We start from the raw sequence: 15,843 nt of genomic DNA, 5'->3' as shown, positions 1-15,843 counted from the left end.
TTGACCGTCTGCGCGGCCTTCAGTTCGCCACTAAGCTAACAGAGTGAAGGCGTGCTGTCCCGAGTGCGCGAACGGTTGCCGGAAAGGGGTGAAACGGGCAACCGTGCAGAGTAGGATGGCGCGATGCGGTAAATGAGGTCATGAGGATTTCCATGTCAGACACGTTGAATTCGGTGCCCAAGGCGATCGAGATCGTCAAGCGGGCCAACTGCTTCAAGGGCTTCTACAAGCTCGACAAGGTGCATCTGCGCCATGAATTGTTCGCCGGCGGCATGAGCCGTGAGATCAGTCGCGAGCTGTTCGTGCGTCACGATGCGGTCTGTGTGCTGCCTTACGACCCGCTGCGTGATGAAGTGGTGTTGATCGAGCAGTTCCGTGTCGGCGCGGTGGACAAGATCGCCAACCCTTGGCTGATCGAGATGGTTGCCGGGCTGATCGACAGGGAAGAGGAACTGGAAGAAGTCGCGCATCGCGAAGCCGAGGAAGAAGCCGGGCTGACAATTGGTGCCTTGTGGCCGATTACCCGCTACTTCCCTTCGCCGGGTGGCAGTGATGAATACGTGCACCTGTACCTCGGTCGCTGCACCAGTGAAGGCGCTGGCGGCCTGCATGGCCTGGAAGAAGAGGGTGAAGACATCCGCGTGCGCGTCTGGTCGTTCGACGATGCGCTGCAGGCGGTACGCGATGGGCGTATCTGCAACGCGGCGACCATCATCAGCCTGCAGTGGCTGGCGCTGAACAAAGATGAAGTTCGAGGTATGTGGAAGTGAACCTCTTGCGTGAGCGTTATCGGGTCGATCTGGCCGGGCTGCAGGCAGCCTGCGAGGCCAACTATGCCCGGCTCATGCGCCTGCTGCCCGATATGCGTACCACCCAGAGTTCGCGGCGCATCGGCATGACCCAGGGCGACCAGATGCTTGGCGTGCTGGTGCTCGATGTGCTGCTGGCCTGCCCCTATACCACCACCTTGCGGGTGCGCCAGGAGCACAGCCTGCCCTGGCTGCCGGTGCCGCACCTCGAGGTGCAGGTGTATCACGATGCGCGCATGGCCGAAGTGGTCAGCGCCGAGCATACCCGCCGCCTGCGCAGCATCTACCCGTACCCCAACGAGGCCATGCACCAGCCCGACGAGAAGGCGCAGCTCAATCTGTTCCTCGGCGAATGGCTCAGCCATTGCCTGGCCTGCGGCCACGAACTGGCAAGTGTGCGCTGAAATGTGAGCTGGGTCGGTTTCGAGTGTTTGCTCGCAACCGTTCCAGCGCCATAATTCGTGCAGAATCCGTTCGAGGAGACGGCCGTTGCCGCACCCAGCCCCTTTCCCTGCGCCCGTGCATGTGGTGCAACTGACCGATGCCCACCTGTTCGCCAACCCGGCGGGCACGTTGCTGGGCCTCAATACCCGCGACAGCCTGCGCCACGTGGTGGCCCAGGTGCGCCGTGAACAACCGCGTGTCGACTTGCTGTTGTGCACCGGTGACCTGTCCCAGGATGCCAGTGTCGCGTCCTATGAAGCTTTCCGTGAGCTGACCCGGGAAATCGCGGTGCCGACCCGCTGGCTGCCGGGTAACCATGATGAAGCCAAGGTCATGGCCGAAGTCGCGCCAGAGCTGGTGCAGTCGGTGACCGATATCGGCAGCTGGCGGGTGGTCATGCTCAATTCGGCGGTGCTGGGCGCTACCCATGGGCTGCTTGAGCAGGACCAGTTGTCGATCCTCGATGAAGCCTTGGCGTCGGCCGCCGAGCGCCATTGCCTGGTGTGCTGCCACCATCAGCCGGTGGATATCGGTTGCGCCTGGATCGCCCCGATCGGTTTGCGCAATGCCGATGAGTTGCTGCAGCGCCTGCGCGGTTATCCACAGGTGAAGGCGTTGCTCTGGGGGCATATCCACCAGGAGTGGGATGAACTGCGCGATGGCTTGCGACTGCTGGCCACGCCGTCGACCTGCATCCAGTTCGCTGCAGGCAGCGAGGACTTCAAGGTCAGCGAAGAGCAGCCAGGGTATCGCTGGCTGCGGTTGCATGCCGACGGGCAGCTGGAAACTGGGGTGGCGCGGGCCGCTGATTTTGAAGTGAAGCTCGACTTCAACAGCGCGGGGTATTGAAGATCCTGGGGCCGCACGGCGGCCCCCGCTCTTTGATGAAATTGTTGCGAAATTGGCCATCTGGCGCCAAAACCCGGTGAACGCGCTACACTGCGCGTCCCTGTGCCCGCCAGATCGGGCGCGAAGCCACAGATTCCGGGGGCAGCATGTCGGGTTCCATCCTCTATATCCATGGCTTCAACAGCTCGCCGCTTTCTGCCAAGGCGCGCCAGCTCGAGGCTGTCATGCAGCAGCTGGGCCTGTCGCAGCAACTGCGCGTCCCGGCCTTGCACCACCACCCGCGCCAGGCCATGGCCCAGCTCGAAGCCGCCATCGCCGAGCTCGGGGCGCCCCTGCTGGTCGGCAGTTCGCTCGGCGGCTACTATGCCACCCATCTGGCCGAGCGCCATGGGCTCAAGGCCCTGCTGGTCAACCCGGCAGTCACCCCGCACAAGCGCTTCGACGGTTATCTGGGCACCCAGCGCAACCACTACACTGGCGAAAGTTGGGAGCTGACCCTGGACCATGTGCAGGCCCTGGCCGAACTGGAAGTGCCGGCGCCGAGCGACCCTGGCCGCTATCAAGTGTGGCTGCAGACCGCCGATGAAACCCTGGACTACCGCCACGCCGAGCATTACTACCGGGCTTGCGCCTTGCGCATCCAGGCCGGTGGCGACCACAGCTACCAGGGCTTTGCCGAGCAACTGCCAGGCCTGCTGGCCTTTGCCGGCATTGCCCGGCAGCAGTATGCGGCGCTCGATTTTTCTGTATTTTGATCTTTTTGCATTCACCAGACTGACGACGAGAATCCATGGCCAATCCCAGCGCTAGCGCCTATAACGCAGACGCCATCGAAGTCCTCTCCGGCCTTGACCCGGTGCGTAAACGCCCGGGCATGTACACCGACACCAGCCGGCCTAACCACCTGGCCCAGGAAGTCATCGACAACAGTGTCGACGAAGCCCTGGCCGGTCACGCCCGTTCGGTGCAGGTCATCCTCCACGCCGACCATTCGCTGGAAGTCAGCGACGATGGCCGTGGCATGCCGGTGGATATCCACCCTGAAGAGGGCGTGTCGGGCGTCGAACTGATCCTTACCAAGCTGCACGCGGGTGGCAAGTTCTCCAACAAGAACTACCAGTTCTCCGGTGGCCTGCACGGTGTGGGTATTTCGGTGGTCAACGCCCTGTCGACCCAGGTGCGCGTGCGCGTCAAGCGCGACGGCAACGAGTACCAGATGACCTTTGCCGATGGCTTCAAGGCCAGCGAGCTGGAAGTGGTCGGCACGGTCGGCAAACGCAACACCGGTACCAGCGTGTACTTCAGCCCGGACCCGAAGTATTTCGATTCGGCGAAGTTTTCCATCAGCCGCCTCAAGCACGTGCTCAAGGCCAAGGCCGTGTTGTGCCCGGGCCTGCTGGTCAGCTTCGAGGACAAGGCCAGCGGCGAAAAGGTCGAGTGGCACTACGAAGACGGCCTGCGTTCCTACCTGGTCGACTCGGTCAGCGAGTTCCAGCGCCTGCCCGACGAGCCGTTCTGCGGCAGCCTGGCGGGTAACAAGGAAGCCGTCGACTGGGCCCTGCTGTGGCTGCCCGAAGGCGGTGACAGCGTCCAGGAAAGCTACGTCAACCTGATCCCCACCGCCCAGGGCGGTACCCACGTCAACGGCCTGCGCCAAGGCCTGCTCGATGCCATGCGTGAGTTCTGCGAGTTCCGCAACCTGCTGCCGCGTGGGGTCAAGCTGGCGCCGGAAGACGTCTGGGAGCGCATCACCTTCGTCCTCTCGATGAAGATGCAGGAGCCACAGTTCTCTGGCCAGACCAAGGAACGCCTGTCGTCCCGCGAGGCCGCGGCGTTCGTCTCCGGCGTGGTCAAGGACGCCTTCAGCCTGTGGCTCAACGCCCACCCCGAGCTGGGCATGCAGCTGGCCGAGCTGGCCATCAGCAACGCCGGCCGGCGCCTCAAGGCCAGCAAGAAGGTCGAGCGCAAACGCATCACTCAAGGCCCGGCGTTGCCCGGCAAGCTGGCCGATTGCGCCGGCCAGGACCCGATGCGCGCCGAGCTGTTCCTGGTCGAGGGTGACTCCGCCGGCGGTTCGGCCAAGCAAGCCCGCGACAAGGAGTTCCAGGCCATCCTGCCGCTGCGCGGCAAGATCCTCAACACCTGGGAAGTGGACGGCGGCGAAGTGCTGGCCAGCCAGGAAGTGCACAACATCGCCGTGGCCATTGGTGTCGACCCGGGTGCGGCCGACCTGTCGCAGCTGCGCTACGGCAAGATCTGCATCCTCGCCGACGCCGACTCCGACGGCCTGCACATCGCCACCTTGCTCTGCGCCCTGTTCGTCCAGCACTTCCGCCCGCTGGTCGAGGCCGGCCACGTCTACGTCGCCATGCCGCCGCTGTACCGCATCGACCTGGGCAAGGAAATCTATTACGCCCTCGACGAAGCCGAGCGTGATGGCATTCTCGACCGCCTGGTGGCCGAGAAGAAGCGCGGCAAGCCACAGGTCACCCGATTCAAGGGCCTGGGTGAGATGAACCCGCCGCAGCTGCGTGAAACCACCATGGACCCGAACACCCGGCGTCTGGTCCAGCTGACCCTGGACGACGTGCAAGGCACCACCGAGATCATGGACATGCTGCTGGCCAAGAAGCGTGCTGGCGACCGCAAGAACTGGCTGGAAACCAAAGGCAACCTGGCTGAGGTCCTGGTTTGATACGTCTGCTGGTCGCGGCCTGTGCGGCGTTGGTTGCCCTGCCAAGCCTGGCGGGCAACTGGCCGGAACTGAAGCTGGCCTCCGAGCACCCGATCGATGGCATGCGCGGTGGTAACCTGTCCGGCCTGGCCGAGTGCCGGGGCGGGCTGTGGGGCGTTTCCGATCGTGATGACGACCGCATCTACCGCTTCGACCAGCAGAATGCCGTCTGGCGCGCACAGCCTTTGACCTTCACGCCACCGCCGGTGCCCGAGAGCGGCCTGCCGTGGGGGTTGAAGTCGCGCAACTGGGCGGCCTCCTACGTGCGCGGCGGTGAACTGGATTACGAAGGCATCACCTGTGACCAGGCGGGTAACCTTTACCTGGCCAGTGAGGCCCATGCGGCGGTGCTGCAACTGCCAGCCGAAGGTGAACCGGAATGGCTGAAGATCGACCCGGCGATGGTACGCCAGGCCCGGGCCAGCGGCATGCTGCTCAACTTCAATGCCCTGTTCGAGGGCCTGGCCATCAACCCGGCCGGTGACCGCCTGTGGCTGGCGGCCGAGCGCGAGCGGCGCGGCCTGGTGGCCATCGAGCGGCAGCAGTCGGTGTGGACCTGCGGGCGCAGTTGCGTATTGCTGAGCGAAGCAGGGGTCGAGATGCAGCCGCCACAGATGCCCAACCCGCGGGCGCTGTCACGCGACTTCGCTGACCTCGCCTGGTTCGAGGGCAAGCTGTTCACCCTCGAACGCAACGCCTACCGCGTGTGCCGGCGTGAAGCCGCCAGTGGCAAGGTCGAGCAGTGCTGGTCGTTCGCCGCCGAGGCGCTGCTGCCGGAACGCCGCTACGACCAACCGTTCGGCCTGGCCGAAGCGCTGGTGATCGATGCCAAGGGCGCCTGGATCGGCCTGGACAACAACAATGGTGATCGCGCCGATGGCGAAAGCCGGCCGATCGTCTGGCGCTTCGACGCGCCGCAGGGCGGCTGGAGCGCCACGCCATGAGCCAGCCACCGGGCAAGCGCGCCGGCAAGGTACTGATGATCGTCGCCTGGGCGGCGGGGCTGTTCCTTGCCACGCGTTTCTTCGGGCAATGGGAAGACCACGAGCGCAACCCGAACACCCAGGTGCAGTCGTCGCACGGTGACGGCTTCATCGAAGTGCGCCTGCTGGGCAACGGCCAAGGCCACTTCGTGGTGGACGGAGCGATCAACGGCCAGGTGGTGCATTTCATGCTCGACACCGGTGCCACCGACGTGGCGATCCCCGAGGCGCTGGCCAACGACCTGAGCCTGCAGCGCGGCAGCCCGGTGGTGCTGAGCACTGCCAACGGCCGTACCGAAGGCTACCGCACCCGGCTGGGCACCCTGCAACTGGGCGATATCCGCCTGCAGAACGTGCGCGCGCTGGTGGTGCCGGGCCTGGACGGGCAGACCGTGCTGCTGGGCATGAGCGCCCTGAAACAACTTGAATTTACCCAGCGCGGCGGCACCATGCTGCTGCGCCAGAACCTGAAATGACGAGGCCCGCATGAGCGACTCACTGGAACTCAGCCTGGACGGCGTCGAACGCCGCTCGCTGGCTGACTTCACCGAACAGGCCTACCTCAACTACTCCATGTACGTGATCATGGACCGCGCCTTGCCGCACATCGGCGACGGCCTGAAGCCGGTGCAGCGACGCATCGTCTACGCCATGAGCGAGTTGGGGCTCGATGCCGACGCCAAGCACAAGAAGTCCGCCCGTACCGTCGGCGACGTGCTCGGCAAGTTCCACCCCCACGGCGATTCGGCCTGCTATGAAGCCATGGTGCTGATGGCTCAGCCGTTCAGCTACCGCTATACCCTGGTCGACGGCCAGGGCAACTGGGGTGCGCCGGACGATCCGAAGTCGTTCGCCGCCATGCGTTACACCGAGGCGCGCCTGTCGCGCTATTCAGAGGTGCTGCTCAGTGAAGTGGGCCAGGGCACCGTCGACTGGGTACCGAACTTCGACGGCACCTTGCAGGAGCCTGCGGTACTGCCGGCGCGCCTGCCGAACATCCTGCTCAACGGCACCACCGGTATCGCCGTGGGCATGGCCACCGACGTGCCGCCGCACAACCTGCGTGAAGTGGCCAGTGCCTGCGTGCGCCTGCTCGACGAGCCCAAGGCCACCATCGAGCAACTGTGCGAGCACATCCAGGGCCCGGACTACCCGACCGAAGCCGAAATCGTCACCCCGCGTGCGGAAATCCAGAAGATCTACGAAAGCGGTCGTGGCTCGATCCGCATGCGCGCCGTGTACCGCGTCGAGGACGGCGACATCGTCGTCACCGCGTTGCCGCACCAGGTCTCCGGGGCCAAGGTGCTGGAGCAGATCGCCGCGCAGATGCAGGCCAAGAAGCTGCCGATGGTCGCCGACCTGCGCGACGAGTCGGACCACGAGAACCCGTGCCGCATCGTCATCATTCCACGCTCCAACCGCGTCGATGCCGACGAACTGATGCAGCACCTGTTCGCCACCACCGACCTGGAAAGCAGCTACCGGGTCAACGTCAACATCATCGGCCTCGACGGCCGCCCGCAGCTGAAGAACCTGCGCGCGCTGCTGCTGGAGTGGCTGGAGTTCCGCACCAACACCGTGCGCCGCCGCCTGCAGCACCGCCTGGACAAGGTCGAGAAGCGCCTGCACCTGTTGGAAGGCTTGCTCACCGCGTTCCTCAACCTGGATGAAGTGATCCACATCATCCGTACCGAAGAGCACCCCAAGCAGGCCCTGATCGAACGCTTCCAGCTGACCGAGATCCAGGCCGATTACATCCTCGAGACGCGCCTGCGCCAGCTGGCGCGCCTGGAAGAGATGAAGATTCGCGGCGAGCAGGACGAACTGTTCAAGGAGCAGGCCAAGCTGCAAGCCCTGCTGGGCAGCGATGCCAAGCTGCGCAAGCTGGTGCGCAGCGAGCTGATCAAGGATGCGGAAACCTATGGCGACGACCGCCGCTCGCCAATCGTCGAGCGCGCCGAAGCCAAGGCCCTGTCGGAAAACGAGCTGATGCCGACCGAGCCGGTCACCGTGGTGCTCTCGGAAAAGGGCTGGGTGCGCTGCGCCAAGGGCCACGACATCGACGCTACCGGCCTGTCCTACAAGGCGGGCGACGGCTTCAAGGCCGCTGCGGCAGGCCGTTCCAACCAGTTTGCCGTGCTCATCGACTCCACCGGGCGCAGTTATTCGGTGGCTGCGCACACCCTGCCATCGGCGCGGGGCCAGGGCGAACCGCTGACCGGCCGCCTGACGCCACCGCCTGGGGCCACGTTCGAATGCGTGCTGCTGCCAGACGATGAAGCCCTGTACGTGGTGGCTTCGGACGCCGGTTACGGCTTCGTGGTCAAGGGCGAAGACCTGCAGGCCAAGAACAAGGCCGGCAAAGGCCTGCTCAGCTTGCCCAACGGCGCCAAAGTCATGACCCCGCGCCCGGTGGCCAACCGTGAGCAGGACTGGCTGGCGGCAGTGACCACCGAAGGTCGCTTGCTGGTATTCAAGGTTTCCGACCTGCCACAGCTAGGCAAAGGCAAGGGCAACAAGATCATCGGTGTGCCCGGTGATCGGGTAGCCAGTCGTGAAGAATTTGTCACCGATCTGGCGGTGATCGCCGAGGGTGCAACCCTTGTATTGCAAGCCGGCAAGCGTACCCTGTCTCTTAAGCCTGACGACCTTGAGCACTACAAGGGCGAACGTGGCCGGCGCGGCAGCAAGCTGCCACGCGGCTTCCAGCGGGTCGACAGCTTGCAGGTGGAAGGGCCGGCATAATCCGACGAAATGTCTGGAACGGCAATTTCAGCGCCGTTCCAGGCAGAAATGCTGGAGTCCGACCGATATTTCGCGGATGATAGTGCGCTTGTGGTGCCGGCGTGGCCGCGTGCCCGATTGAATCTCTATGAGTATCACTGCGGTTTGCCTGGTGGCGACCGCCTGGATGGGTTGAATGAAATTCCTGCGCCTTCCATTTGCGCTGTTGATGACGGGTTTGCTGGGGCTGGGCGGGTGCAGCATGCACCAGCCGGTTGCCCTGTACCAACTCGACAGCGGTGATCCTGGCCAGCCTTCGCAGAGTGCGGGCATGGCCGTGGTGCTCGGCCCGGTGTCGGTAGCCGATTATCTGCAGCGCGAAACCTTCTTGCAGCGCCAGGCCGATGGCAGCCTGAGTTCGGCGACCGACGGTCGTTGGGCCGGTAGCCTGTCGGCGGACATCGATCAGTTGCTGGTGCGCCAGCTGGCTTGGCGCCTGGACAGCCAGCGCGTGGTGCTGGCTCCGGCCAGCACCGGCTTCACCCCGGACGTGCAGGTGCTGCTGTCGATCACTCGCCTGGACTCGGGCAAGAACCAGCCCGCGATCCTCGACGCGCAATGGCGCCTGCTCGACCGTCGTGGCCATGTGCGTGACAACCGTATCGTTCACCTCGAGCAGCCGCACGAGGGCAGCGAGTCGTCCCAGGTTCAGGCCCAGGGGCAGTTGCTGCAGAAGCTGGCCGAGCAGTTGAGCACGGCGGTCAAACCGCTGGCCAACCAACCTGCGGTTGCTGAAGAAGCACCGAAGAAGCAGGCAGCACCGGTACAGGTCAAGAAAGAGCCGGAGAAGTCGAAGATCCCGATGGCTTCGCCGATTCGCACCGATATGGAAGTCTATCGGTTCTGATCGAACCGCCAGGCACAAAAAAGCCCGCATCTTAGCGGGCTTTTTTTGTGGCTACGATTCGCCGCGGGTCCACGGGCTCGAGCCTTGTGCTGCATCTGTGGGAGCCGACCTTGCCGGCGATGGGCCGCAAAGCGGCCCCCTGGATATCAGGCCCGGCGCTCGTGCATCCGCGCCAGCTGGCGTTCCAGCATCGATGGGTAAGGCTCCATCAACCGTTCCACACAGCAAGCCCCTTCAGGGCTGGCAATCGGGCGAATACGGGCGCGCTTGCGGATCAGCTCGTCATCACTGATCTGCCGCTCGACAAGCAGCAGGTTGCGGCTGTGCTGCGACAGCGCCAGGGCGTCCTGGGCCTTCTCGGCCATCAGCAGGTCGACCTGTTCCAGCCCTTGCAAGTCATCGCCCAGCGCCAGGCCCAGCTGCAGTTGCAGGGTGATGCCGCTGTCGGCCACTTCGATCTGCAGGGCATGGCCCAGCGCCCGCAGCAGCTCGCCGCAGCAGATGGCGTTGGTCAGGTAATCCTCGCCACAGTCGCGGCTGTGGAACAGCACCAGGGTGCTGCCATCGTTGAGCGTGTGGACGTCGCCTTCATACAGCGATGCCGCCTGCTCCAGGCAGCCCCGGTAGCGTTCCAGCAGCTCGGTCAGGCGCGTGCGTGGCAGGCGACGCAACTGCTCCTGGGAGCCCAGTTGAACGGCCAGCACGGCGGTGTTCTGTGGTTCGTCGGATTCGACCACGGCAGGTTTGGCCGCCGGTTGCTCCTCGTCGTCCAGCAGCCCGGCGAACGCCTCGTCGTCGTCCTCGTCCGCCTGGACCACCGCCCTGGCGCGCTGTGCGGGCTTGGCTGGGGTTTCGTCGTGCAACTCGTCGAACTCGTCTTCCTCCTCCTCCGGTTCCGGCTCGGGCGGAGGTGGCGGTGCCAGGCGGGCGTGCAACTGGCGGGCGATGTCGCCGATTTCGTCCTGGCGGTCGATGGCCGGGGTGTAAGGGTGCGGGTCACGCAGCCACACCCGCAGCTGCAGCAGCGGCAGGGTGATGTGGCGGCCTTGGCGCAGGCTCAGGCTCAGCGCCAGCGCCAGCAGGATGGCGGCGAGGATGCCCATGCTCTGCAGGCTGATCAGCATCGGCTGCTGGAACTGGCTCATGTCCAGGCTGATGCGCAGCTGACCGGCGGTCACGTCCTGGAACGTGATCTTGGTCTGGTACAGGCCTTCGGCTTCGCCCAGCAGGCTGTTGCGCGGGCGCTGGCCGGCCTCGGCGAGGATGCGGTTGTCCACGCTGTAGATGGCCGCATGGGCCACCAGCGGGTTCTTCACCAGGTTGCCCAGCAGCACATTGAGGCTGAGGATGTCGTTGGACACCAGCAACTCGGTTGCCGAGGTGGCGGTCTGGGTGGTCAGGCTCTGGCCGAGGGCGTCAGCCTGCTCGTGCATGGCCTGCTTGAACTGCAGGCCCATCACGCAGGCGTATATCACCAGCGCCAGCGCCACCAGGAAAATGTTGGTGGTGGCGATGCGCAGTGCCAGGGGCACGCGACGTTGGCGCAGGGCTCGGAAGATCATGATGAAGAAGTTGTCGGTTTTGACGGGCGTGGGCCGGTTCACAGAGCTCGGCTCTTAATGGCATAAAAGTGTTGGGCAGTATAGCGAGCAGTGTTTTGTCGGCAAAGTGGAGTTGGCGCCCGATGGTCATGGAAAATCGGTAGAATGCGCATTTTTCATCGAAGTCGGAGCCAGGTTGTGCGCGAAATCGTTCTGATCAACATCACCGGTGAGGACCGCCCCGGTCTCACCGCCGCCATTACCGGCGTCCTGCTCCAGGGCGGTGTGAACATCCTCGACATCGGCCTGGCGGTCATGCACGGCACCCTGTCGTTCGGCATCTTGGTCGATATCCCGGACAATGAAGTGGCGACCAGCCTGCTGCAGAGCGTGCAGTCCAAGGCCCACGAGCTGAACCTGCAAGCGCGTTACACGCCGATTTCCGAAGCTGACTACCAGCATTGGGCCGATGCCCAGGGCGAAGCACGGCATATCGTCACCCTGCTCAGCCGCAAGATCACCCCCGAGCAATTGCAACGCGTCAGCGCCGTCATCAGCCAGTACGGCCTGACCATCGAACGTATCGAGCGTCTGTCGGCGCGGGTTGCCCTGGGCGCTTCGAGCGAGACGGGCAAGGCGGCACTGGAAATTTCCGTGCGCGGCGTGCCGAGCGATGCCCAGGCATTGCGTGCCGACTTCTTCGCGCTGTCCGAAGCGCTGAACATCGACATCGCGTTCCAGAAAGACGACCTGTTCCGCCGTAACCGCCGCTTGGCGGTATTCGACATGGACTCGACGCTGATCGAAGCGGAAGTCATCGATGAACTGGCCAAGGCGGCCGGCGTGGGTGAGCAGGTTGCCGCGATCACTGAGCGGGCGATGCGTGGCGAGCTGGACTTCCGCGCCAGTTTCAAGGAGCGCATGGCGCTGCTCAAGGGCCTGGATGTCGGCGTACTCGACGAGATCGGTGCTTCCCTGCGCCTGACCGAGGGTGCCGAGAACCTGTTCGCCGAGCTCAAGCGCCTGGGCTACAAGACGGCGATCCTGTCCGGCGGCTTCTCGTACTTCGCCAAACAGGTGCAGGCGCGCCTGGGCATCGACTACGTGTTCGCCAACGAACTGGAAGTGGTCGATGGCAAGGTGACCGGCGTGGCCGTGGAGCCTATCGTCGATGCCCAGCGCAAGGCTGACCTGCTGCAGCAGCTGGCCAGTGAAGAAGGCCTGCAGCTGGAACAGACCATCGCCGTGGGCGATGGCGCCAACGACCTGCCGATGCTGTCGCTGGCCGGCCTGGGTGTGGCCTTCCGCGCCAAGCCGCTGGTGCGCCAGTCGGCCAAGCAGGCGATTTCCACCCTCGGGCTGGATGGCGTGCTGTACCTGCTGGGCCTGCGCGACCGCGACGCCCGCGGCTGATCGCCGGATAAAAAAAGGCCCTGCTGATGCAGGGCCTTTTTTTTTGTCCAGGGTCAAGCCTGGGCTGGGCTGGCCAGCAATTCACCCATGCGCACAGCCGAAGCTGCACCCAGGTTTTCGGCCCATTTCACCTGCTCCGGCCCGAACAGCACGATGGCGGTCGAACCCAGCTTGAAGCGGCCCAGTTCGGCGCCTTTCTCCAGATGGATCGGCGCACGGCTGCCTTCGTCGTAGCGGAAGGTCTTCAGCTCACGCTTCGGCGGCGTGACCAGGCCGGCCCAAACGGTCTCGATCGACGCGACGATCATGGCGCCGACCAGCACCACGGCCATCGGCCCGCGCTCGGTATCGAACAGGCACACCACGCGCTCATTGCGGGCGAACAGCTCCGGGACGTTTTCGGCGGTGGTCTGGTTGACCGAGAACAGGCGGCCCGGCACATAGACCATCTCGCGCAGGGTGCCGGCCAGCGGCATGTGCACGCGGTGGTAATCTTTCGGCGACAGGTAGATGGTGGCGAATTCGCCCCCCATGAACGGTGCGGCCAGCGCCGGGTCGCCGCCGAGCAACTCAAGCGCGCTGAAGCTGTGGCCCTTGGCCTGGAAGATACGACCGTGCTCGATCGGGCCCAGCTGGCTGACGGCACCGTCGGCCGGGCAAAGGATGGCGCCGGGAGTTTCGTCCAGCGGGCGAGCGCCTGGCTTCAGGGCGCGGGTGAAGAAGGCGTTGAAGTGCTCGTAGGCGGTGAGGTCTTCGACCAGCGCTTCGCTCATGTTCACCTGGTAACGCTTGGCGAACCAGGCGGTGAAGGCGTTCTTGAACCAGCGTGCACGGCATTCGGCGATGCAGCCAGCCAGGCGCGACAACAAGTGGTGCGGCAGCAGGTACTGGCTGAGGATGAACAGACGGGATTTCATTGCGTTGATTGTCCTTGAACTTCGACAGGCGTGTCCGGGTGGTTGCCCCATTCGCTCCACGAGCCGGCATAAGCCTTGATGCGTGGGTAGCCGAGGGATTTGGCCACCAGGTAGGTGAAACCGGAGCGGCGGTGGGTCTGGCAGTGGGTGATCACTTCCTTGTCCGGGGTGATGCCCAGTTGCTCGAGCACCTGCGCGATGTCCGTGCGGATGCGCAGGTGATCGTTGAGGTCCATGCCGGCCGTCCACTCGAAATTGATGGCGCCGGGAATGTGCCCGGCCTTGGCGGCCAGGACCTTCTCGCCGTTGAATTCCTGCGGGCCGCGGGCGTCCCAGATCACCAGGTCGTCGGCGCCCAGGCGGCTTTGCAGGTACTCGCGGGTGGCGGTCGGTTCGCCGTGCAGTTGCAGGTGCACAGGCGTGCTGCCGGGTACCGGCACATCGGTGGAGAGCTTGTCTGCCGGCCAGGCCTGGATGCCGCCATTGAGGTAGTGGTAGCGCGCATGGCCGATGACATCGAGCAGCCAGATGAAGCGGCCGGCCCAGCCGCCACCTTCATCGTCGTACACCACGTAGACGGCGTCGTCGCGGTGACCGAGTTCGCTGAACAGTTTTTCCAGGTCGGCCAGGGCCGGCAGCAGGCCTGGCGCCGGAGGCTGGCCAAGCTGGGTGCGCTTGCCCTCGACGAAGCGGGCGCCGGGGATGTGCCCGCTGACATAGCGGTTGGCGCTGCTCAGGTCGACCAGGATCAACTGGGGCGAATCCAGGCGCGGCAGCAGGTCTGCGGCTTCGATCACCAAAGGCAGGCCGGAAAAGTCAGTCATCCACGTTCTCCAGAGTGGAAAGAGGGGCGATTGTAGCGCATGGCTCAGGCGCCGCGGTTGGCAAACACCGCCAGCGCGCGTTCGATACATTGCGAAGTCTTGCCGAAGGCCTGCACGCTGACATCGGCCAGGGGCTTGCCGCCCTGGTCGGCCACCGCCAGCATCAGCACCTGGTCGCCGACGCCCAGCGAGCGCAGCAACAGGTGTTCGCTGTGGAACAGCGCACGCAGCGGTGCCGGCAGCAGCGCCGAGAACTGGGTGTGGTTCTCGGGCGTCAGGCGCAGTTGGCCAACCTTGCTCATCAGTTTTTGCAGCAGTTTGTTCTGCTCGATGTCCAGGGCGATGCCTCCGGCTTCCTTGGGCAGGCCAGCGATCTGCTGTACGCGCAGGCAGTCGGCGGCCTTGTCCAGGCTCAGCAGCATGATGCGCTGCATCCCGCAGGCTTGCAGCGCTTCGCGCGCATGGGTGGCCAGGTGCACGGCATTGGTGAAGGGGCTGGGTTGTGCCAGCAGCTCCTGGCACAGCTTGCGCCAGCGGCCGAGCGCCTCGCTGGGCGGTGGTGGCGGGGTGAGCATGTCCGGGTGCGGGCGACGCTGGTCCCAGGGCCAGATCAGCGCCTCGGCGGGGTGGAACAGGGCATGGCGGGCGTGGCGCCGGGCGCTGGCCGCTGCTTGTTGGTGAACCTGCTGTTGCACGTCTTCCAGCGAGGTCTGCAGGTACAGCGCGGTCAGCAGTTGCCAGCGCAGCAGATGCGGGTTGTCCCAGCCCACCTGCGCCGCCAGCGCCAGGTTGTTGGCCAGCAGCACAGTATTGGCCGGTTCGTTGAACCAGCGGCGCAAGCCGGGTGCTTCGTCCAGGCGATGCTGCTGGCTGAGCAGGTCTTCTTCGCGGGCGATGCTCAGCACCAGGGCCAGTTGGTCGCGCTCTTCGAGCAGCAGGCGATAGCCCTGGGTCACCCACTTGGGCAAGCGCCAGTGTTCGGCCATGGCCTGGCACAGGGCGAAAATGCGCACGCCGAACAGTTCATTCTCCACGTCGGCTGCGGTTTCGCCCTTGTGGATGACCCGCAGCTCCCAGGCGTCCAGCAGCTTGGGATGGGCCAGGGCCAACGGCCACAGGGGGGCGAGGAACAGCAGGCTGCCCCAGTGGATCTCCTGCCACAGGCGCGCCAGGCGGCTGGCGAACAAGCCGCTGGCCTGTTGTGCAGCATGCTGGCTGATCAACAGGAACTGACGCAGCACTGGCGGGATGTCGTCTTCCGGCAGGGCCGGCAGGCGCATCAGCAGCTCCTTGCTGCGTGCCAGGCCCAGGCGGTTGAGGGCCACTTCCAGGCTCTCCGCGGGCTCGGCCTGGCTGGCGTTGGCGGGGTGGTTGGCCTCGCGCATCACCGACAGCACCAGGGCGGGGCTGTCCTGCATCAGTTCGGCGATGTCGCGCAACGAGCGGCGACTGTCGTTGATCGCGCTCATGACCCGGTCGTAACTCTGCTTCGGGACCGGTACACGAACACCGTCGAGCAGCTTGACCCAGGCTTCTAGCGTACGCGGATTCTGAGTGGGCACCTTGGATTCCATTGGCATTTTGACATCAGTCCGAACTGGCTTTTCGCTTTGAGTGGCTATAGTCTGGCGCAGTTCTGCCGATAAGTAGAAGAAGAGTTTTAAAGCTCCCGTCCCTCACCCTGACCACGACAGCAAG

Annotated in this window: 14 protein-coding genes; 10 read left to right on the top strand and 4 right to left on the bottom strand. The window is 64.7% G+C overall.

Annotation, left to right across the window (positions count from 1 at the left end; all coding sequences use genetic code 11):
* Positions 1 to 152 precede the first annotated feature (152 nt).
* From CAF78_RS06230 to CAF78_RS06190, 9 genes are all read left to right on the top strand, one after another.
* Positions 153 to 770: an NUDIX domain-containing protein gene (locus CAF78_RS06230; RefSeq protein ID WP_085676745.1), complete on the top strand. Its 618-nt coding sequence runs from the start codon at positions 153 to 155 to the stop codon at positions 768 to 770.
* Positions 761 to 1,213 carry a DUF1249 domain-containing protein gene (locus CAF78_RS06225; RefSeq protein ID WP_027920723.1) on the top strand — a complete coding sequence of 151 codons (453 nt, stop codon included), beginning with the start codon at positions 761 to 763 and terminating at the stop codon, positions 1,211 to 1,213. The genes CAF78_RS06230 and CAF78_RS06225 overlap by 10 nt, the downstream gene beginning before the upstream one ends.
* A gap of 85 nt (positions 1,214 to 1,298) precedes the next feature.
* Positions 1,299 to 2,102, top strand: coding sequence for a 3',5'-cyclic-AMP phosphodiesterase (gene cpdA, locus CAF78_RS06220; protein WP_085676746.1), 804 nt, complete (start codon positions 1,299 to 1,301; stop codon positions 2,100 to 2,102).
* A 146-nt stretch (positions 2,103 to 2,248) separates the two neighbouring features.
* Positions 2,249 to 2,857, top strand: a complete 609-nt coding sequence (locus CAF78_RS06215; protein WP_085676747.1) for a YqiA/YcfP family alpha/beta fold hydrolase — start codon at positions 2,249 to 2,251, stop codon at positions 2,855 to 2,857.
* A gap of 35 nt (positions 2,858 to 2,892) precedes the next feature.
* A complete protein-coding gene (gene parE, locus CAF78_RS06210) occupies positions 2,893 to 4,797 on the top strand; it encodes a DNA topoisomerase IV subunit B (protein WP_085676748.1) in 1,905 nt (634 codons plus the stop codon).
* Positions 4,794 to 5,780 (top strand): esterase-like activity of phytase family protein, encoded by a 987-nt coding sequence (locus CAF78_RS06205; protein ID WP_085676749.1) that lies wholly within the window; start codon positions 4,794 to 4,796, stop codon positions 5,778 to 5,780. The genes parE and CAF78_RS06205 overlap by 4 nt, the downstream gene beginning before the upstream one ends.
* Positions 5,777 to 6,295 (top strand): TIGR02281 family clan AA aspartic protease, encoded by a 519-nt coding sequence (locus CAF78_RS06200; RefSeq protein WP_085676750.1) that lies wholly within the window; start codon positions 5,777 to 5,779, stop codon positions 6,293 to 6,295. Before CAF78_RS06205 ends, CAF78_RS06200 begins: the two co-directional genes overlap by 4 nt.
* 10 nt (positions 6,296 to 6,305) lie before the next feature.
* A complete protein-coding gene (gene parC / locus CAF78_RS06195; protein ID WP_085676751.1) occupies positions 6,306 to 8,564 on the top strand; it encodes a DNA topoisomerase IV subunit A in 2,259 nt (752 codons plus the stop codon).
* 175 nt (positions 8,565 to 8,739) lie between these two features.
* Positions 8,740 to 9,450 carry a membrane integrity-associated transporter subunit PqiC gene (locus CAF78_RS06190; protein ID WP_085676752.1) on the top strand — a complete coding sequence of 237 codons (711 nt, stop codon included), beginning with the start codon at positions 8,740 to 8,742 and terminating at the stop codon, positions 9,448 to 9,450.
* A gap of 146 nt (positions 9,451 to 9,596) precedes the next feature.
* Here the strand turns inward: CAF78_RS06190 and CAF78_RS06185 are convergent, their stop codons facing one another.
* Positions 9,597 to 11,054 carry an AhpA/YtjB family protein gene (locus CAF78_RS06185; protein WP_085676753.1) on the bottom strand — a complete coding sequence of 486 codons (1,458 nt, stop codon included), beginning with the start codon at positions 11,052 to 11,054 and terminating at the stop codon, positions 9,597 to 9,599.
* Between the two features lie 135 nt (positions 11,055 to 11,189).
* Between CAF78_RS06185 and serB the strand changes: the two genes are divergently transcribed.
* Positions 11,190 to 12,404: a phosphoserine phosphatase SerB gene (serB, locus tag CAF78_RS06180; RefSeq protein ID WP_085676754.1), complete on the top strand. Its 1,215-nt coding sequence runs from the start codon at positions 11,190 to 11,192 to the stop codon at positions 12,402 to 12,404.
* A 53-nt stretch (positions 12,405 to 12,457) separates the two neighbouring features.
* Here the strand turns inward: serB and asd are convergent, their stop codons facing one another.
* The 3 genes from asd to CAF78_RS06165 are packed head-to-tail and all read right to left on the bottom strand — an operon-like array spanning position 12,458 to position 15,725.
* Positions 12,458 to 13,321, bottom strand: a complete 864-nt coding sequence (gene asd / locus CAF78_RS06175; protein WP_085676755.1) for an archaetidylserine decarboxylase — start codon at positions 13,319 to 13,321, stop codon at positions 12,458 to 12,460.
* Positions 13,318 to 14,145: a rhodanese-like domain-containing protein gene (locus CAF78_RS06170; RefSeq protein ID WP_085676756.1), complete on the bottom strand. Its 828-nt coding sequence runs from the start codon at positions 14,143 to 14,145 to the stop codon at positions 13,318 to 13,320. The genes asd and CAF78_RS06170 overlap by 4 nt, the downstream gene beginning before the upstream one ends.
* Positions 14,146 to 14,189: 44 nt before the next feature.
* On the bottom strand, positions 14,190 to 15,725 hold the full coding sequence (locus CAF78_RS06165; protein ID WP_085676757.1) for an HDOD domain-containing protein: 1,536 nt from the start codon (positions 15,723 to 15,725) through the stop codon (positions 14,190 to 14,192).
* Between the last annotated feature and the right edge of the window lie 118 nt (positions 15,726 to 15,843).

Origin of the sequence: Pseudomonas sp. R28(2017) (assembly GCF_002112505.1) — a bacterium.
Lineage (GTDB): Bacteria > Pseudomonadota > Gammaproteobacteria > Pseudomonadales > Pseudomonadaceae > Aquipseudomonas.
This window is presented reverse-complemented; position numbering and strand designations above follow the sequence as displayed.